This is a genomic window from Reyranella sp., from assembly GCF_965227665.1.
Taxonomy (GTDB): domain Bacteria; phylum Pseudomonadota; class Alphaproteobacteria; order Reyranellales; family Reyranellaceae; genus Reyranella.
In genome coordinates this window covers 5,245,825-5,264,220 of sequence record NZ_OZ245767.1, presented here as the reverse complement: position 1 = coordinate 5,264,220, position 18,396 = coordinate 5,245,825, and the positions used below count along the sequence as shown (strand labels likewise).

Genomic DNA, 18,396 nt, shown 5'->3' with positions numbered 1-18,396 from the left:
GACGCCCGCCCGCCCCTCATGATCGACAAGCTGGAGTTTCTTCTGGCGCTGGCGCGGGAGCGAAATTTCGGCAAAGCCGCGGAGATCTGCGGGGTCACGCAACCGACCTTCTCGGCCGGCATCAAGCACCTGGAAGAAATGCTGGGCGTGATGCTGGTGCAGCGCTCCTCGCGGTTCCTGGGCTTCACCGCCGAAGGCGACCGTGTGCTCGAATGGGCCCGCACCATTGTTGCCGACACGCGCGCCATGCGACAGGAGGTCAAGGCGCTGCGCAAAGGCCTGACCGGCCGCCTGCGGATCGCCGCCATCCCGACGGCGCTCGCCATGGTGTCGGCCCTGACGACGCCTTTTCGCGCCAAGCACCCCAACGTGCAGTTCACCGTCCTGTCGCGGACCTCGACCCAGATTCTTTCGATGCTGGAAAATCTCGAAGTCGATGCCGGCCTGACCTATATCGACAACGAACCGCTGGGGCGCCTGCGCGCCGTGCCGCTCTATCTCGAGCAGTATCGGCTGCTCACGTCGGAGAACAGCCCGCTCGGCAATCGCGCGCGCGTGACATGGGCCGAAGTCGGCCGCATCCCGCTCTGCCTGCTGACGCCCGACATGCAGAACCGGCGCATCATCGACCAGCTCCTGGGCGCGGTCGGCGAACGATCCGATCCGACACTCGAATCCAATTCGATGATCGTGCTGTTTTCGCATGTGCGCACCGGCCGCTGGGCCAGCGTGATGCCGGAGAAGCTGGCCGATACGCTGGGACTGACCGAACATCTGCGATCGATCCCCATTGTCGAGCCCGAAGCGGTACACGGGATCGGCCTCGTGGTACCGCCACGCGAGCCCATGACGCCGTTGGCCGCGGCCCTGGTCTCCGAAGCCGAACACCTGGCGAAATCGCTGGCGTGAGGTCCACGCGATAGAGGGTCTCTATCGCCTCATGGGTCTGCTTTGTTGAAGCGACGCGCCCGACGGCAGATCATGCGCCGGAACGGGAGCGAAACGATGCCAGTGGCCTGGAATGAGCCGCAAGCCGCAGAAATCGTCCGGCGCCATGCCGGCCAGGAAGGTGCCTTGTTGCCGATCCTGCACGATCTGCAGGCGGCCTTCCGCTGCATTCCGCCGCCCGCGGTGCCCTTCGTTGCCCACGCGCTCAATCTCACGCGCGCCGAGGTGCATGGCGTCGTCACCTTCTATCATGATTTCCGCGAAGCGCCGGCCGGCCGCCTGGTGCTCAAGCTCTGCCGGGCGGAGGCCTGCCAGGCAATGGATGGCGAGCGCATCGCACGCCGGATCCTCGACCGCTTCGGCCTCGAGTGGGGCGCCACGACGCCGGATGGTCGGCTGACCGTCGAGGCAGTCTACTGTCTCGGCCTGTGCGCCTGCGCGCCCGCCGCCCTGCTCGACGAGGTGCCGATCGGACGCCTGAACGAGGCCTCGCCGGACGAGCTGGCGGACGAGATCGGCGCATGACGCTCAGGATCTTCGTGCCGCGCGACGCCGCGGCCCGCGCGGTCGGTGCCGATCGCGTGGCGACGGCCATCGCCGCCGAAGCGCGGCGGCTCGATCTCCCTATCGAGCTGGTGCGCACGGGCTCGCGCGGCCTGTTCTGGCTCGAACCGATGGTGGAGTTGGAAGCCCAGGAGGGGCGTCTTGCCTTCGGGCCCGTGGCGCCGGCCGACGTGCCGGGCCTTCTCGCGCTTGGCCTGGAGGCAGCGAAAGCCCACCCGCTCTGCATCGGCCGGCCTGACGACATCCCCTTCCTGAAGCGCCAGACGCGCATCACCTTTGCGCGCTGCGGTGTCATCGACCCACTGTCGCTGGCCGATTATCGCGCCCAGGGCGGCTATCGCGGCCTCGCCCGCGCCCTCTCCCTCGGGCCTGCCCGCACGATCGAGGAAGTGATCCGGTCGGGCCTGCGCGGCCGCGGCGGCGCAGGCTTTCCGACCGGCATCAAGTGGCGGACGGTCGCCGAGACCGGCTCGGACGGCCGGTACATCGTCTGCAACGCCGACGAGGGCGATTCGGGAACCTACGCCGACCGCATGCTCATGGAAGGCGATCCGTTCGCGGTGATCGAAGGCATGACGATCGCGGGCTTCGCCGTCGGCGCTGCCAAGGGCTACGTCTACATTCGCTCGGAATACCCCGATGCCATTCGCATCATGAGGGAGGCGCTCGACATCGCCCGGACGAGCGGCTGTCTTGGTCCCGACGCCGCCGGAAGTGGAATTGCCTTCGAGATCGAGATCAGGGTGGGCGCCGGCGCCTATGTCTGCGGCGAGGAGACGTCGCTTCTCGAAAGCCTCGAGGGAAGACGCGGCCAGGTCCGCGCCAAGCCGCCTGTTCCGGCCCACACGGGCCTGTTCGGCCGCCCGACGGTGATCAACAATCTCCTCACCCTGGCCTGCGTGCCAGCCATTCTGGCCGATGGTGCCGAGCGATACGCCACGCTCGGCAGCGGCCGGTCGCGCGGCACCATGCCGATCCAGCTCGCCGGCAATGTCCGGCATGGCGGCCTGTTCGAGACGGCCTTCGGCCTTACCCTGGGCGAAATCGTCGACGATATCGGCGGCGGTACGGCCAATGGCCGGCCGGTGCGGGCCGTCCAGGTCGGCGGCCCGCTCGGCGCCTATTTCCCGCGCGCGCTGTTCGATACGAAGTTCGACTACGAGGCCTTCGCGGCCCGCGACGGCCTGCTTGGCCACGGCGGCATCGTGGTGTTCGACGATCGTGTCGACATGGCCCGACAGGCGCGGTTTGCGCTCGACTTCTGCGCCCTCGAATCCTGCGGCAAGTGCACGCCCTGCCGCATCGGCTCGGTACGCGGCACCGAAACCATGGACCGGATCCTGCGGGGCGAGCGCGTCGCGGCCAACCTCGCCCTGATCGAGGACCTCTGCCAGACGCTCAAGTTCGGCTCGCTCTGCGCGCTCGGAAGCTTCACGCCCTACCCGGTGATGAGCGCGATCCGGCATTTCCCCGAAGACTTCGATCGTGCGCGCTTCGTCGCCGCGGCGGACTAGAGGACAGGCTCATGTCGTTCGTTCACGAGATCGACCATGGCACGCCCGCCAGCCCCACAGCCGCCACGGTCAAACTCACCATCGACGGCCACGAGGTCACGGTGTCGGCCGGCACCTCGATCATGCGGGCCGCCGTCGAGGCCGGCATCCAGGTGCCCAAGCTCTGCGCCACCGATTCGCTCGAGGCGTTCGGCTCGTGCCGGCTGTGCTTGGTCGAGATCCAAGGCCGCAACGGAACGCCCGCCTCCTGCACGACGCCGGTCGCGCCCGGCATGGTGGTGTCGACCCAGACCGAGCGGCTGAAGCAGGTCCGCAAGGGCGTGATGGAACTCTACATCTCCGATCATCCGCTCGACTGCCTGACCTGCGCCGCCAACGGCGACTGCGAGCTGCAGGACATGGCGGGTGCCGTCGGCCTGCGCGAGGTCCGCTACGGATATCAGGGCGAGAACCATCTCGCCCAGGAGAAGGACGAGTCCAACCCCTATTTCACCTTCGATCCCTCCAAGTGCATCGTCTGCTCGCGCTGCGTGCGCGCCTGCGAGGAAGTACAGGGAACCTTCGCGCTCACCATCCAGGGGCGCGGCTTCGAATCCAAAGTCTCGGCCGGCATGGCCGAGAGCTTCATCGCCTCGGAATGCGTCTCGTGCGGCGCCTGCGTGCAGGCCTGCCCGACCGCCACGCTGATCGAGAAGTCGGTGATCGAGATCGGCCAGCCGGAACACTCAGTGACGACGACCTGCGCCTATTGCGGCGTCGGCTGCAACTTCAAGGCGGAGATGCGCGGCGAGGAGCTGGTTCGCATGGTGCCGGCCAAGGACGGCAAGGCCAATCACGGCCATTCCTGCGTCAAGGGCCGGTTCGCCTGGGGGTATGCCCATCATCGCGAGCGCATCCTGAAGCCGATGGTCCGCGAGACCATCGACCAGCCCTGGCGGGAGGTGAGCTGGGATGAGGCCATCGATCGTGTCGCTTCCGAGTTCAGGCGGCTGCAGGCGGCGCACGGCAAGCGCGCCATCGGCGGCATCACCTCGTCGCGCTGCACCAACGAGGAGACCTACCTGGTCCAGAAGCTGGTGCGCGGCGGATTTGGCAACAACAACGTCGACACCTGCGCGCGGGTCTGCCACTCGCCGACCGGCTACGGGCTGAAGGCGACCTTCGGCACATCGGCCGGCACCCAGGATTTCGATTCGGTCGAACAGGCCGACATCGTGCTGGTGATCGGCGCCAACCCCACCGACGCCCATCCGGTCTTTGCCTCTCGGCTCAAGAAACGCCTGCGCCAGGGCGCGAAGCTGATCGTGATCGACCCGCGCCGCATCGATCTGGTGCGCACGCCGCACGTCGAGGCCGCCTTCCATCTGGCGCTGCGGCCCGGCACCAACGCCGCGATCCTCAACGCCCTCGCCCATACGATCGTCACCGAAGGCCTGGTCGACGAGGCCTTCGTCCGGGAGCGCTGCGATCTCTCGACCTTCGAGGACTGGGCGGCCTTCGTTGCCGAGCCGCGCAACAGTCCGGAGACGGTCGGACCGCTCGTCGGGGTTCCGCCCGAGACGATCCGGGCCGCCGCCCGCCTCTATGCCACCGGCAGCAACGGAGCGATCTACTACGGGCTGGGCGTCACCGAGCACAGCCAGGGTTCGACCGTGGTGATGGCGATCGCCAACCTGGCGATGGCCACCGGCAACATCGGCCGGCCCGGCGTCGGCGTGAATCCCCTGCGCGGGCAGAACAACGTCCAGGGCTCGTGTGACATGGGCTCCTTCCCACATGAATTTTCGGGCTACCGCCATGTCTCCGACGACGGCGTGCGCGGCACCTTCGAGGCGCTATGGGGCCGGCCGCTCGATGCCGAGCCGGGCCTGCGCATCGGCAACATGCTGGATGCGGCACTCGAAGGCAGCTTCAAGGGCCTCTACGTCCAGGGCGAGGACATCCTGCAGTCCGATCCCGACACGCACCACGTGGCCGAGGCGCTGGCCGCCATGGAATGCGTCGTCGTGCAGGACCTGTTCCTTAACGAGACCGCGGCCTACGCCCACGTCTTCCTACCCGGCTCGACCTTCCTCGAGAAGGACGGCACCTTCACCAATGCCGAGCGGCGCATCAACCGGGTGCGCAAGGTCATGACGCCCAAGAACGGCCTGGCCGACTGGGAGATCACGCTGGCGATCGCAAAGGCGATGGGCTTCGACATGCACTACGACCATCCCTCGCAGGTGATGGACGAGATCGCGCGTACCACGCCCACCTTCGCCGGCGTCTCCTACGAATTGCTCGACCGCGAGGGCTCAATCCAGTGGCCCTGCAACGAGCGCGCGCCCACCGGCACGCCGGTGATGCATGCCGACGGCTTCGTGCGCGGCAAGGGGTGCTTCATCGTCACCGAATACGTGCCGACCGACGAGAAGGTCGGCCCGCGCTTTCCGCTATTGCTGACGACCGGCCGCATCCTCTCGCAGTACAATGTCGGCGCCCAGACGCGGCGCACGGCCAACATCGTGTGGCACGACGAGGACGTGCTGGAAATCCACCCGCACGATGCCGAGGACCGGGGCGTGCGCGACGGCGACTGGGTGAGGCTCGACAGCCGCGCCGGCGGCACGACACTGCGGGCCCGCGTCACCGACCGCGTGGCACCGGGCGTCGTCTACACGACCTTCCATCACCCCGGCACGCAGGCCAACGTCGTCACCACCGACAATTCGGACTGGGCGACCAACTGCCCCGAGTACAAGGTGACCGCGGTCCAGGTCGCGCCGTCGAACGGCCCGAGCGACTGGCAGCGCACCTACGATGCCCAGGCTCTCGCCCACCGGCGCATCGCGGCCGCACCAGCGGCGGAATAGAAGCGATGGAAGCCACCAAGCTGGTGCGCATGGCCAACCAGATCGGCCAGTTCTTCGCCTCGCAGCGCGGCGCCGACCCGGCCATCGCCATCGCCGATCATTTGCGCAAGTTCTGGGAGCCGCGCATGCGGGCAGCCATCGTGGCGCACCTGGAGGCGGGCGGCGCTGGGCTCGAGGCGCCGGCGCGCGAGGCGGTCGCGCGTCTCAAGGCCGAGGCGTCCGGCCCTACCTCCTGAACAGGCGCTCCAGGCCCAGGATCAGCAGACCGAAGCACAGCCCCCAGAAGGCCGAACCGACGCCCATCAAGGTGACGCCCGAAACGGTGACGGCCAAGGTGCCCGTCGCCGCGAGACGGTCCTGCTCGCCGACCAGCGCGATGCCCAGAGCGCCCGCCGTCGAGCCCAGCAGCGCGGTGCCCGCAACCGTCGCAAGCAGCGCCGGCGGCAGGGCGCCGAACAGACCGACCAGCGAGGCGCCGAACAGGGCGATCAGGACCCAGAACAGAGCGTAGAACGGCCCCGCCTTCCAGCGCTGCGCCGGATCGGGATGGGCGTCGGGGCCCGTGCACAGGGCGGCCGAGATGGCGGCGAGGTTCGACGTGTGGGCGCCGAGGAACGCCGTGCCGAGCGATGCGGCTCCCGTGACCGCGAGGATGGGCTGCGTCGGCGGCTGGTAGCCCGAGCCGCGCAGCACCGCGAATCCCGGCAGGTTCTGCGACGCCATCGTGACCAGATAGAGCGGCACACCGAGACCGACGAGCGTGGCCACGTCCCACGCGGGCGCGGTAACGACCAAAGTCGAGAGGCCGAGCGACGGCAATGGCTTCACGAGGCCGAGCGACCAGGCGAGCAGCGCGCCGCCGACCAGCACGATCAGCGAGGCGAGAGCCGGAAAGAAGACGCGCGCCACCAAGAACAGGGCGATCAACGGCAGCACCAGCAACGGCGCGCTGGGCACATGCTCGACCATCGCCATGACGAGGCGCAGCAGAATGCCGGCCAGCATGGCCGCGGCGATACTTGGTGGAATCTTCCCGATCAGCCGGCCGAGCGGCTTCACCGCCGCGGTCAGCAGGATCAGAAGCGCGGCCAGCACGAATGCGCCGACCGCCGCCGCGAAGCTCGGCACGCCGGAGGTCGAGGCGATCAGCGCCGCGCCCGGCGTCGACCAGGCGGTGATGATCGGCATGCGGTAGCGGACGCTGAGCAGCAGCGCGCTGGCCGCCGTGGCGAGGCCGAGCCCGGAAACCCAGGAACTCGCCTGGTCCGGCGTCGCTCCCACCGCCTGGGCCGCCGCCAGCACCACGGGCAGAGTTCCGCCCACGCCCGCGATCGTCGCGACCAGGGCTGCGGCCGCGACGGAGACGAGACCACCGAATTTCAAGGGCGCACGCTTGCCGAGGTCGACCGCGGTGTCATCCCGAGCGAAGCGAGGGACCTTTCGCGACAGCGATCAAAGGTCCCTCGCCTGCGGCTCGGGATGACAAACTTCGTCGAAAAATCGCCGTGCGCCATCTCACGCATTCGCGCGCTCGACCATTGCCTGCAACAGGATCTGGGCGCCGGCGCCGACGTCGCTCTTGCTCGCGTCCTCGATCTCGTTGTGGCTGACGCCGTCCTTGCAGGGCACGAACACCATCGCCGTCGGGGCGACCCGGCTGACATAGCAGGCGTCGTGGCCCGCCCCGCTCACGATGTCCATGTGCGGATAGCCCGCCTGCTCGGCGCCGCGACGCACCGCATCGACCAGCTCCTTGGCGAAGGGCGACGGCGGGAAGTACCAGATCTGCTCGATCTTCACCTCGAGCCGGTGGCGCTTGGCGATATCGGCCACAGCGGCGCGCATCTCGGTATCCATCTTCGTCAGCTCGCCGTCATCGGGATGGCGGAAGTCGACCGTCATGAAGACTCGGCCCGGAATCGTGTTGCGCGCCTGCGGCTGGCTCTCGACCACGCCGATGGTCGAACGGCCGTTGGGCCTGTTGCCGATGCGGCGGCACTCCACGATCAGCTCGGCGGCACCCACCAGCGCATCGCGACGGCCTTCCATCGGCGTCGTGCCGGCATGGCTCTCCATGCCCGTCCAGTTGATCTCGTACCAGCGCTGGCCCTGCGCACCCGTCACGACGCCGATCGTCTTCTTCTCGCGCTCCAGGATCGGACCCTGCTCGATATGCGCCTCGAAGAAGGCGCCGACCGGCCGGCCGCCGACCGGTTCCTTGCCGTCGTAGCCGATCTGCTTCAGCGCCTCCCCGAAGCTCACGCCGTCGCGATCCTTGATCGACAGCGCGTGGTCCAGCGTGAAGGCGCCGCCGAACACACCCGACGCCACCATCGCCGGCGCGAAGCGGCAGCCTTCCTCGTTGGTCCACACCGCGACTTCGATCGGCGCCTCGGTGACGTAGTTCGAGTCGTGCAGCACGCGCAGCACTTCGAGCCCCGCCATCACGCCATAGGCGCCGTCGAACTTGCCGCCGGTCGGCTGGGTGTCGAGATGCGAGCCCGTCATGATCGGCGGCCTGGCCGGATCGCGGCCCTCGCGGCGCGCGAAGACGTTGCCCAGCTGGTCGACCTTGATCGTGCAGCCCGCCTCCTTCGCCCAGCGCACGAACAGATCGCGTCCCTGCCGGTCGAGATCGGTGAGCGCGATGCGGCAGACGCCACCCTTCTCCGTCCCGCCGATCTGGCCCAACTCCATCAGGCTCGACCACAGTCGGTCATGGTCTATGCGGAGATTGGGGCGGTCGCTGGCGGTCATTGGCTGTGGACTCCGGATCGGAACAAGTCGCGACCATAGCAAATGCCAGCCAGCGAAACGAAGTGCTTGAGCGTGCCTGCGTCGTCTTGCATGGGTGACGTCCAGGAGGAATTTCATCGCATGCTTCCGCTGTCCGATACGCTCGTTCTCGACCTGACGCAGGTCATCGCCGGTCCCACGGCCGGTCAGATGCTGGGCGACATGGGCGCCGACGTGATCAAGGTCGAGCCGCTCAACGGCGAGCATTTCCGTCCGCATTTTGGCGGCGCCTGGGTGCCGTCGATGAACCGCAACAAGCGCGGCCTGGCGATCGACCTGCGCAGCGAGGGCGGCAAGGACGTTCTGATGCGACTGGTGAAGAAGGCCGACGTGTTCATGGAAGCCTTCACGCCGGGCGTGATCGACAAGCTGGGCTTCGGTTGGGATGTCGTCTCGAAGGTCAATCCGCAGACCATCTATGCCTCGATCTCCGGCTACGGCCAGACCGGCCCCTACTCGCCGCGCGCCGGCTACGATCCCTGCATCCAGGCCGAGATCGGCCTGATGGACGCGACCGGTCCCTACCAGGGCGAGATGTGCCGCGTCGGCACGGCGCCGATCGATTATTCGACCGGTCTCGCCTGCGCCGGCGGCATCGCCTTCGCGCTGCTGCAGCGGATCAAGACCGGCAAGGGCCAGCGCCTCGACCTGTCGCTGTTCGATGTCGGCATGCACATGATGAGCCACTGGATCACCAACCATGGCCTCACCGGCGAGAATCCGGAGCGCATGGGCACCTCGAACACGATCCTCTGCCCGCTGCGCGTCTTCCCGACCAAGACCCAACCGGTGTTCGTGGCCGGCACCAACGATGCCTTCTGGCGCCTGCTCTGCACCGCGCTTGGCAAGAAGGACTGGCTCGACGACGAGCGCTTCAAGACCAATGCCGGCCGCGTCGCCCATCGCGCGCTCCTCGAAGGGATGATCGAGGACTATTTCCTGCAGTACACGGCCGACGAGCTGCTCGAAAAGCTGATCCCTGCCGGCATGCCCTGCTCCGCCGCCTACAAGGTGAGCGACGTGATGGCCAGCGACCATGCCAAGGCGCGCGGCAGCGTGCTGGAGATCGACTATCCCGGCATCGGCCCGGTGAAGTCGGCGGCCAATCCGATCAAGCTCTCCGCCGCGCCGGTCGAGACGCGGCAGAAGTCGCCCGGCATCGGCGAACACACGGTCGAGATCATGCGCGAGGTGGGCTATAGCGATGACGAGATCGCTGCGCTTAAGTCGGCGAAGGCCATCGCGACCAGTTGAGGTCCCATCGTGAAGATCGTCTATTCCGAGAAGCACGCCCAACACGACCCGCAGCACTTCGTGGTGCGAGGCACCAAGCTGCGCAGCGCCGAGCAGCCCGAACGCGCGACCCGCCTGCTGGCCGCCGCCACCGAAGCCGGCCACACCATCGTGTCGCCGGGGTCATACGGTCCGGCGCCGGCGGCCACCGTGCATACGGCGGAATACCTCGACTTCCTGCAGATCGCCGCGCGCGAATGGGCGAAGCTGCCGGGTGCGGGTCCGGAGGTGGTGCCCAACGTCCATCCGGCGCGCGCCCATGCCTCCTACCCGAAGGCACTGGCCGGCCGCGCTGGGTGGCATCAGGTCGACACCGGCTGCCCCATCGGCCCGCACACCTGGGACGCGGCCCTCGCCGCCACCGAGGTCGCGGCCACGGTCGCCGACATGGTGCTGGCGGGCGAGGACCATGCCTACGCGCTCTGCCGGCCGCCCGGCCATCACGCCTATGCCGACATGGCCGGTGGTTTCTGCTTCCTGAACAACACCGCCGTGGCCGCGCAGAGACTGCGGGGCAAGCACGAGCGCGTGGCGATCCTCGATGTCGACGTGCATCACGGAAATGGCACCCAAGGGATCTTCTACGAGCGCGACGACGTGCTCACCGTCTCGATCCACGCCGATCCCGACCATTACTACCCCTTCTTCTGGGGCCACGCGCACGAGAGCGGTGCCGGCAAGGGCGAGGGCTTCAACCTCAACCTGCCCCTGCCGCTGGGCTCGCCCGACGCGCCGTGGCTCGAAGCCGGCGACAAGGCCCTCGCACGCATCCGCGACTTCCAGCCCACTGCGCTGGTCGTGGCGCTGGGTCTCGACGCCAGCGAAAGCGATCCGCTGCAGGGCCTCAAGGTCACTGGCGCCGGCTTCCATGCCATGGCCGAGAAGATCGCACGGCTTGGTCTTCCGACCGTGCTGGTCCAGGAAGGCGGCTATCTCGGCGACGATCTCGGCCGCAACCTGGTCCAGTTCCTGGCGGGCTTCGAGAAGGGACGCGGCGCCTAGCGGTTCACTCAGTCGCCGCCATTCCCGCCGACGACATAGACGGTGAGCTTCTCGGGCAACTTGTCGTGGGCGACCTCGATGGTGCGGCGGTCGGGCCAGATGAAGACCGCGTCCTGGTCGGCCATCAGTTCCTCGAAGCGCGCGACCTGACCGCGCCCCCAGTAGTGCATCGGCAGCACGATGCGCGGCTGGATCTGGCGGACGACCTCGACCATCACCGGCAGGCCGACCGTGTAGGCTCCGTCGATCGGCACCATCAGCACGTCGATGCGGCCCAGTTCGTCGAGATGATCCCGGGTCAGCCGGTGATGCAGATGGCCGAGATGGGCGATGCAGAGATCGCCGATGGTGAAGGTGAAGATCGAGTTGCCGTTGATGCGCGCCGAACCGCCGCCCCAGTCGCGCGCATTGGTCGGCAGGTTCGCGACCTTGAGGTCCTTCAGGGAAACGTCATGGCGCGCCTCGGTCTGACCGGCCTCATCCGGCCAGCCGCGCAGCACATAGGTGATCCCGTCCTCGGGCGTGTCGGTGTAGTGCGTGGAATGCGCATTGTTCATCGTCACGATGTCGGGCTTGCGGCCGAAGCCGTTCAGCCCGTTGTAGTCGGTGATGGCGCGCACACCCTGCGGCGTGTCGATCTCGAAGCTGGCATGGCCGAGGAAGGTGATGATGGCGCGGCTCGCCGTGTCGGCCGCCAGTTGCGCCCCGTCCAGCGAGGCCATCTGGACGCCCCGCCCCTGCAAGGTCGGACCGAGTTCAACCAGGTTCTTGGAACAGCGGGCCAGTGCCGGGCCGGCCAGCAGGGCGAAGGCGGTGGCGCATAGGGCGACGAGGGACAGACGAAGAGTCATGGAGCCTCCGGGTCAGGACGGCAGCTTCTCCCCGGATGCACTCGATATGCCAGTCCTTAGTCCCGTTGACTCACGATTGTGAAGCAACTAGAACAAAACACGAACATTTAACCCACAGCCCATCCACCAGACCGACGAGGGGGCGATGCCGGTCATTTCCCCGAGTGCCTTTGCTCCTCCCGCTTCCGGAGCCGCCAACGACAGGGGCGTTCCGCTGCCTGCCTCCTTGCGGGAAAAGGTGCGCCGACTGGAAAGGTCCAACAGTGTCCGGCGCAGCGGCCGGGCCGCCTCGGTTCAGCTCGGGATCCCTGCCATCGACGCCCTGCTGCCGGAGGGCGGGCTGCTGACGGGGGCCCTGCACGAGATCGAGGCGGGGCCTGCCCCCTCCGGCCGGGTGGCGTCCCATGACGGTGCCGCGCTCGGCTTCGCCGCCCATCTGCTCGGTCGCTTCGGTCCGGGCACGATCCTGTGGTGCCGCCGCCCTACCGGCACGTTCGACGCAGCGCCCTATGCGCCCGCCTTGTCGGCATGGTTCGACCCGGCGCGCCTGCTGATGGTCACGGCAAAGCGCGACGAGGATCTCTTCTGGGCGATGGAAGAAGGGCTGCGCTGCCCCGGCATCTCGGCCGTCGTGGGCGAGACGCGGGCGGCCGATCCCACGGCCGGCCGCCGCCTGTCGCTCGCCGCCGAGAAGAACGGCGTCCCCGCCCTGCTGCTGCGCGCCCACCCCGCGCCGCCGCAAAGCGTATGCGCCACCCGGTGGCGGATCGCCTCTGCTCCCTCCTGCTCGACGCCGGGCCTCAAGGATGTCGGCGCCCCGCGCTGGCACCTCGAACTCAAGCGCAACCGCTTTGGCACGCCGTCCGCCGCGGAAACACCATCCTGGCTCCTGGAGTGGAACGATGAAACGCATTGTCTCGCTGTGGTTCCCCAAGCTCTCCACGGATCGCCTGGCACGCGCTTCGAAGAAAGACTGGTCGGATAGGGCAGCCGCCCTCGTCGTCTGGCGCGAGGGCTGCCCGCGCCTCGCCGCCGTCAATCCGCACGCCCGCGCCGCTGGCCTGCGCCCGCACATGCGGCTGGCCGATGCCCGCGCCCTGCTGCCCGACCTCGTCACGGTCGCAGGCGAGCCGCAGGCCGACCTCCGCCTGGTCGAGGCGATCGCGGCCTGGTGCGATCGCTATACGCCCTGGGTGGCGATCGACCCGATGGGCGGGGCGGTCGCCGATGACATCGCACTGGCCTGCAGCACCGGCGGCTTTGGCGGCGATGCCGGCCTGCTGCTCGACGTTACGGGCTGCACGCATCTCTTCGGCGAGGGCGAGAGCGGCGAGCGCGCGCTGCTGGCCGATCTCGTTACGCGCCTCGCCCGGCGCGATCTTTCCTGTCGCGCCGCGATGGCCGACACGGCGGGCGCGGCCTGGGCGCTGGCGCGTTTCGCCGAGCGCCAGGCCGATCTCTTCTGTCCGGCGCGCGGCCAGCGCGATGCGCTCGCGCCGCTGCCGGTCGAGGGGCTGCGTCTCGAGGCGCCGATCCTCGAAACCTTCCTGAAGCTCGGCCTGCGCCGCATCGGTGATCTCTATCCCATGCCGCGTGCACCGCTGGTCCGACGCTTTGGTGAGCAGCCGGTGCGCCGCATCGACCAGGCGCTGGGCCGGCTCGACGAGCCGATCGAGCCGCGTCGCCTGCCGCCCGCCTTCCGCACGCGCCTCTCCTTCGCCGAACCGATCGGCCGGAGCGAGGACGTCGCCGCCGCGACCAGCCGCCTGCTGGCCGCCCTCTGCCGCCAGTTCGAACAGGCGGGCGTCGGGGCTCGCCTGCTCGAGATTGCGCTCTACCGCGTCGACGGCTCGGTCGACCGCGCCTCGATCGGCACCAGCCGGCCCAACCGCGACAACCCGAAGCTGATGAAGCTCTTCGAGGAGAAGCTGGGCGAACTCGATCCCGGCTTCGGCGTCGAACTGATGATCCTGTCCGCCCCCGAGGTCGAAACCTGGAGCGGCACGCAGGATGCACTGCCGCATCAGGATTCGCCCACCGTCGCCTCGGGCATGGACGGCACGATCGACCTCGCCGACCGGCTGGCGCTGCGGCTGGGCGCGGAGAACGTCGTGCGGCTGCTGTCGCGCGACAGCCATCTGCCCGAGCGTGTCCAGGTCGCCGCCACCGTTGCGACGAAGCCGGCCGCGGCGGGCGCCTGGCGCCGCGTCGCCAGCCTCAAGGGCGCACGGCCGACCCGCCTGCTGCAGCGGCCCGAACCCGTCGAGGTCACCGCCTTCGTGCCCGACGATCCGCCCTCGGTCTTCCGCTGGCGCCGGCATGCCCATCGCATCGTGCGCGCCGACGGACCGGAGCGGATCGCCGACGAATGGTGGCGGCCGCGGCCCGACGGCAGCCGCCCGCCCGCCGGCACCCTGCCGCCGGTGCGTGATTACTACCGCGTCGAGGACGATGACGGTGGCCGCTTCTGGCTGTTCCGCGACGGGCCCTACAGGCTTGCCGCCAATGGTCAGCCGACGGCCCGCTGGTTCCTCCACGGATTCTGCGCCTGAGGGGGAGAGAAATGGATACAGCCACAGCACACACTAAACGGGGCACCACGCTCACCATCCGCGGCCTCGATGTCGCGATCATCGAGCGGCTGAAGAACCATGCGCGCGCCAGGGGCCGCTCGCTCGAGGCCGATCTGCGCGACCTGCTGACCTATGCGTCGGGCCAACCGCTGGTGGTCGATCCGCTGGAAGAAGCCGACCGCATCGCCGCCATGACGCCACGGGTGAACGTCACGCACAGCGGAGCGGACGCGTGATCGTCGTCGTCGATCCCGGCGTCGCCATCAAGTGGTTCGTCGAGGAGCCGCTGCGGCCACAGGCGCGCTCGTTGCTGGCCAACCGCCACGAGGTGATCGCGCCCGACATCCTGATCGCGGGCGTGGCCGAGCTGGCGTGGCAGAAGATGACGCGCGGCGAGATCACGATCGAGCAGGCCGAGCCCATCGTGCGCAACATCGCGCTGCCGTCGTTCATCTCGGCCTTCGTCGAATCGCCGCAGCTGCGCAATCGCGCCCTGGCCATCGCCCTGCAATGCGGCCGGCCCGTGCACGCGTGCTTCTATGCGGCCTGCGCCGAGGGGGCGAAGGCACCGCTTGTCAGCGCCGACGAAGAATTCCTGCAGGCCCTGAAGAGCAAGGGTATCCCGGTGCGCGGCGTGCCGCTCGCCCAGGCCGGCGAACTCATCGCTCCCTGATGCCATGGATTACGCCGAGCTCCAGGTCACGACCAACTACAGTTTCCTGCGCGGCGGTTCGCATCCGCAGGAACTGGTCGAACGGGCGATCGAGCTTGGCCATAGCGCCATCGGCATCACCGACCGCAACACCCTGGCCGGCGTCGTTCGCGCCTTCGCGGCGTCACGAGACGAGGAGAATCCGAAGGACCCTGCGAAGGACAGGATCAAGCTGCTGGTCGGAAGCCGCCTCGAAACGCGCGACGGCTATTCGCTGCTCGTCTATCCGATCGACCTCGATGCCTACAAGCGCCTCTGCCGGCTGTTGACCCTGGGCAACCGGCGCACCGAGAAGGGGCAGTGCGACATCGGCTTCGACGATCTCGCCGAACATGCCGAAGGCCTGCTGGCGATCGCCTTGCCGCCGCGCAAACCCGAGGACCCCGCCTTCCGCGACCGGCTGCGACGCCTCGCGAAGTTGTTCGGCGACCGCGGCTACCTCGCGGGCACGATGCTGTTCCGGGGCGACGATGCGCGGCGTCTGGCCCAGCTCGACAATCTCGCCAGCGAGATGGGGATGACGTTCGTCGCCACCAACGACGTGCACTATCACGTGCCCGAGCGGCGCGCGCTGCAGGATGTCGTGACGGCCATCCGGCTCGGCTGCACGGTCGGCGAGCTGGGCTTCCGTCGCTTCGCCAGCGCCGAACGCCATCTCAAGGAGCCCGCAGAGATGGTGCGCCTGTTCCGCCGCCATCCACACGCCATTGCCGCCACGCAGGAGATCGTTCGGCGCTGCACCTTTTCGCTGCGGCAGCTCACCTATCAGTATCCGGTCGTTTACGAAGGGGGCGAACCCCCCATAGACAAGCTGAAGCGGCTGACCTGGGAAGGCGCGGACTGGCGCTATCCCGACGGCGTTCCCCCGGAGGTGGCCGGCACGATCCGTAAGGAATTCGCGCTCATCGATCTCAAGAATATCGCCCCCTACTTCCTGACGGTGCATGAGATCGTGGCGGAGGCGCGCCGGCGCGGCATCCTGTGCCAGGGCCGCGGCTCGGCCGCCAATTCGGCCGTCTGCTACTGCCTCGGCATCACGTCGGTCAATCCGGCCGAGACGGACGTTCTGTTCGAGCGCTTCCTGTCCAATTCCCGCGACGAGCCGCCCGACATCGACGTCGACTTCGAGCATGAGCGTCGCGAGGAGATCATCCAGTGGATCTACGATGAGAAGCATCGCTCCAAGGCCGCCCTGGCCGCCACGGTGATCTCGTTCCGCAGCCGCAGCGCCATCCGCGAGGTCGGCAAGGTGCTGGGCCTCTCGCCCGATACGGTGGGGGTGATGGCCGACACGGTGTGGGGCATGGGCTCGGGCGGCGTGCGGATCGAGCATGTGCGGGAAGCCGGCCTCGATCCGGTCGATCCGCGCATCATGCTGGCGCTCGAACTCTCGTCGGCCCTGTGCGGCTTCCCGCGCCACCTCTCCCAGCATGTCGGCGGGTTCATTCTCACTCAGGACCGGCTCGACGAGCTGGTGCCGATCCAGAACGCGGCGATGGAGAAGCGCACCGTCGTCGAATGGGACAAGGACGATCTCGATGTGCTGGGCATCTACAAGGTCGACGTGCTGGCGCTCGGCATGCTGACGGCCTTGCGCAAGAGCTTCACGATGATCGAGGAGCATTTCGGCAAGAAGCTGGATCTCAGCATGCGTCCGGACGATCCCAGCGTCTACGAGATGCTGTGCCGCGCCGACTCGGTCGGCGTCTTCCAGGTCGAGAGCCGGGCACAGATGTCGATGCTGCCGCGTCTCAAGCCCCGGGAATATTACGACCTGGTCGTCGAGGTGGCGATCGTGCGGCCGGGGCCGATCCAGGGCGGCATGGTGCATCCCTATCTGAAGAACCGCGCAAACCCCGAGGCCGTCGTCTATCCGAAGACCGACCTGGAAGCGGTCCTGAAGAGAACCCTGGGCGTCCCGCTCTTCCAGGAACAGGCGATGCAGATCGCCATCGTCGGCGCCGGCTTCTCGCCGGAGCAGGCCGACAGGCTGCGCCGCGCCATGGCGACCTTCCGCCACAACGGCACCATCCACAAGTTCGAGAAGCCCTTCATCGAAGGTATGGTGGAGAACGGATACGACCGGGACTTCGCCGAGCGCTGCTTCAAGCAGATCCAGGGGTTCGGCGAATACGGCTTTCCGGAGAGTCATGCCGCCAGCTTCGCGATCCTGGTCTACGCCTCGTCCTACGTGAAGCACTACTATCCCGAGGTCTTCGCCGCGGCGCTGCTCAATTCACAGCCGATGGGTTTCTATGCGCCCGCCCAGCTCGTGCGCGACGCGCGGGATCATGGCGTCGAGATACTGCCACCCGATATCAACGCCAGCGACCGGGACTGCACTCTGGAATCGGGGAAGAACAATCGCTGCGCCCTGCGCCTCGGCCTGCGCCAGGTGACGGGCCTTTCCAAGGAGGCGGCGGACAGGATGGTCGAACGCCGTGGCGCGACTCCCTATCGCGATCCGGCCGACCTGTGGCGGCGCGGCGGTCTCAGCAAAAAGCAGATCATCGCCCTGGCCCGCGCCGATGCCTTCGCGTCGCTCAGCCTCACACGCCGCGACGTGCTGTGGGCCGTGCGCGGCTTTGCGGAGGGACAGCTGCCCCTGCTCGACACTCAACCGCGGGTGCGCGACCTGGAACCCGCCGTCATCCTGCCCGGTCTCACCCTGGGCGAGCAGGTGGTGGACGATTACAGCAGCTTCTCCCTGTCGCTGCGCTCCCATCCGATGCAGCTGCTGCGGCAGACCTTCGCGCAGCAGGGGATTTCCAGTACCGAGGCGCTGGGATCCGCCAGGAACGGCGACGTCCTCACCCTGGCAGGCCTGGTGCTGGTCCGTCAGAGACCGGGGACCGCCTCCGGCGTGGTGTTCGTCACCCTCGAAGACGAGTTCGGCATCGCCAACCTCGTGGTCTGGCCCACCGTGTTCGAAGCGTATCGCCGGGTCGTGATGGGCGCGCGCATGGTGGGCGTGCGGGGACGCATCCAGTGCGAGGGAGAGAAGCAGTACAAGGTGATCCATCTCGTCGCCGAGGAGATCTGGGACTTGTCGGCCGAACTCGATTCGATCTCCGAACTCGACCTGTTTCACCTGACCCATCCTCGCGGCGATGAAGTCCGCAGCGATCCGGGAGAGAACCGCGTGAAGGTCGCGGAGGCCAATGCCACGCGTCACCGGTCCAGCAGGACTGTACCAGCCAAGCCCAGCACCAAGCCCGACTACGACCGCAGCCGCATCGTCCTCGACCGGCCGAAGATCCGCATCCAGAGCCGGGACTTCCACTGAAG

General features: G+C 68.1%; 15 protein-coding genes. 12 read left to right on the top strand and 3 right to left on the bottom strand.

Annotation, left to right across the window (positions count from 1 at the left end):
* Positions 1-18 precede the first annotated feature (18 nt).
* From ACO07I_RS25445 to ACO07I_RS25425, 5 genes are all read left to right on the top strand, one after another.
* The gene (locus tag ACO07I_RS25445) at positions 19-909 is read left to right on the top strand and encodes a LysR family transcriptional regulator (RefSeq protein ID WP_422012403.1); all 891 of its coding nucleotides are present in this window, start codon (positions 19-21) and stop codon (positions 907-909) included.
* 96 nt (positions 910-1,005) lie between these two features.
* Positions 1,006-1,473, top strand: a complete 468-nt coding sequence (locus tag ACO07I_RS25440; protein WP_422012401.1) for a formate dehydrogenase subunit gamma — start codon at positions 1,006-1,008, stop codon at positions 1,471-1,473.
* Positions 1,470-3,026: a formate dehydrogenase beta subunit gene (locus ACO07I_RS25435; protein WP_422012399.1), complete on the top strand. Its 1,557-nt coding sequence runs from the start codon at positions 1,470-1,472 to the stop codon at positions 3,024-3,026. The genes ACO07I_RS25440 and ACO07I_RS25435 overlap by 4 nt, the downstream gene beginning before the upstream one ends.
* Positions 3,027-3,037: 11 nt before the next feature.
* On the top strand, positions 3,038-5,881 hold the full coding sequence (fdhF, locus tag ACO07I_RS25430; protein ID WP_422012397.1) for a formate dehydrogenase subunit alpha: 2,844 nt from the start codon (positions 3,038-3,040) through the stop codon (positions 5,879-5,881).
* 5 nt (positions 5,882-5,886) lie between these two features.
* Positions 5,887-6,117 (top strand): formate dehydrogenase subunit delta, encoded by a 231-nt coding sequence (locus ACO07I_RS25425; protein WP_422012395.1) that lies wholly within the window; start codon positions 5,887-5,889, stop codon positions 6,115-6,117.
* Here the strand turns inward: ACO07I_RS25425 and ACO07I_RS25420 are convergent.
* Together ACO07I_RS25420 and ACO07I_RS25415 are read right to left on the bottom strand one after the other, a co-directional pair.
* A complete protein-coding gene (locus ACO07I_RS25420; RefSeq protein ID WP_422012393.1) occupies positions 6,107-7,264 on the bottom strand; it encodes a benzoate/H(+) symporter BenE family transporter in 1,158 nt (385 codons plus the stop codon). The genes ACO07I_RS25425 and ACO07I_RS25420 overlap by 11 nt on opposite strands.
* Before the next feature lie 132 nt (positions 7,265-7,396).
* Entirely contained in the window at positions 7,397-8,638 is a 1,242-nt protein-coding gene (locus ACO07I_RS25415; RefSeq protein ID WP_422012391.1) for a Zn-dependent hydrolase, read from the bottom strand.
* A gap of 120 nt (positions 8,639-8,758) precedes the next feature.
* Here ACO07I_RS25415 and ACO07I_RS25410 point away from each other — a divergent pair, with 120 nt between their 5' ends.
* Both ACO07I_RS25410 and ACO07I_RS25405 read left to right on the top strand, forming a co-directional pair.
* Positions 8,759-9,931: a CaiB/BaiF CoA transferase family protein gene (locus tag ACO07I_RS25410; RefSeq protein ID WP_422012389.1), complete on the top strand. Its 1,173-nt coding sequence runs from the start codon at positions 8,759-8,761 to the stop codon at positions 9,929-9,931.
* 9 nt (positions 9,932-9,940) lie between these two features.
* Positions 9,941-10,972, top strand: a complete 1,032-nt coding sequence (locus ACO07I_RS25405; protein ID WP_422012387.1) for a histone deacetylase family protein — start codon at positions 9,941-9,943, stop codon at positions 10,970-10,972.
* 8 nt (positions 10,973-10,980) lie between these two features.
* On the opposite strand, the gene ACO07I_RS25400 is transcribed toward ACO07I_RS25405, so the two are convergent.
* Positions 10,981-11,823 (bottom strand): MBL fold metallo-hydrolase, encoded by an 843-nt coding sequence (locus ACO07I_RS25400; protein ID WP_422012385.1) that lies wholly within the window; start codon positions 11,821-11,823, stop codon positions 10,981-10,983.
* A gap of 238 nt (positions 11,824-12,061) precedes the next feature.
* On the opposite strand from ACO07I_RS25400, the gene ACO07I_RS25395 reads away from it, so the two are divergent.
* From ACO07I_RS25395 to ACO07I_RS25375, 5 genes are read left to right on the top strand one after another with little or no spacing between them, the layout of a single operon-like run.
* Positions 12,062-12,808: an ImuA family protein gene (locus tag ACO07I_RS25395; RefSeq protein WP_422012383.1), complete on the top strand. Its 747-nt coding sequence runs from the start codon at positions 12,062-12,064 to the stop codon at positions 12,806-12,808.
* Entirely contained in the window at positions 12,726-14,375 is a 1,650-nt protein-coding gene (locus ACO07I_RS25390; protein WP_422012381.1) for a Y-family DNA polymerase, read from the top strand. The genes ACO07I_RS25395 and ACO07I_RS25390 overlap by 83 nt, the downstream gene beginning before the upstream one ends.
* A gap of 11 nt (positions 14,376-14,386) precedes the next feature.
* Complete coding sequence (locus ACO07I_RS25385) at positions 14,387-14,632, top strand: FitA-like ribbon-helix-helix domain-containing protein (RefSeq protein WP_422012379.1); 246 nt, start codon at positions 14,387-14,389, stop codon at positions 14,630-14,632.
* Entirely contained in the window at positions 14,629-15,069 is a 441-nt protein-coding gene (locus ACO07I_RS25380) for a type II toxin-antitoxin system VapC family toxin (RefSeq protein WP_422012377.1), read from the top strand. The genes ACO07I_RS25385 and ACO07I_RS25380 overlap by 4 nt, the downstream gene beginning before the upstream one ends.
* A gap of 4 nt (positions 15,070-15,073) precedes the next feature.
* Positions 15,074-18,394 carry an error-prone DNA polymerase gene (locus ACO07I_RS25375; protein WP_422012375.1) on the top strand — a complete coding sequence of 1,107 codons (3,321 nt, stop codon included), beginning with the start codon at positions 15,074-15,076 and terminating at the stop codon, positions 18,392-18,394.
* Positions 18,395-18,396 lie beyond the last annotated feature (2 nt).

Excerpts from the sequence above, each read along its gene's own strand:
- ACO07I_RS25415 (WP_422012391.1), bottom strand. The coding sequence starts at position 8,638 with ATGACCGCCAGCGACCGCCCCAATCTCCGCATAGACCATGACCGACTG.
- ACO07I_RS25425 (WP_422012395.1), top strand. The coding sequence starts at position 5,887 with ATGGAAGCCACCAAGCTGGTGCGCATGGCCAACCAGATCGGCCAGTTC.
- ACO07I_RS25440 (WP_422012401.1), top strand. The coding sequence starts at position 1,006 with ATGCCAGTGGCCTGGAATGAGCCGCAAGCCGCAGAAATCGTCCGGCGC.
- ACO07I_RS25410 (WP_422012389.1), top strand. The coding sequence starts at position 8,759 with ATGCTTCCGCTGTCCGATACGCTCGTTCTCGACCTGACGCAGGTCATC.
- ACO07I_RS25435 (WP_422012399.1), top strand. The coding sequence starts at position 1,470 with ATGACGCTCAGGATCTTCGTGCCGCGCGACGCCGCGGCCCGCGCGGTC.
- fdhF (WP_422012397.1), top strand. The coding sequence starts at position 3,038 with ATGTCGTTCGTTCACGAGATCGACCATGGCACGCCCGCCAGCCCCACA.
- ACO07I_RS25400 (WP_422012385.1), bottom strand. The coding sequence starts at position 11,823 with ATGACTCTTCGTCTGTCCCTCGTCGCCCTATGCGCCACCGCCTTCGCC.
- ACO07I_RS25445 (WP_422012403.1), top strand. The coding sequence starts at position 19 with ATGATCGACAAGCTGGAGTTTCTTCTGGCGCTGGCGCGGGAGCGAAAT.
- ACO07I_RS25375 (WP_422012375.1), top strand. The coding sequence starts at position 15,074 with ATGGATTACGCCGAGCTCCAGGTCACGACCAACTACAGTTTCCTGCGC.
- ACO07I_RS25385 (WP_422012379.1), top strand. The coding sequence starts at position 14,387 with ATGGATACAGCCACAGCACACACTAAACGGGGCACCACGCTCACCATC.
- ACO07I_RS25390 (WP_422012381.1), top strand. The coding sequence starts at position 12,726 with ATGAAACGCATTGTCTCGCTGTGGTTCCCCAAGCTCTCCACGGATCGC.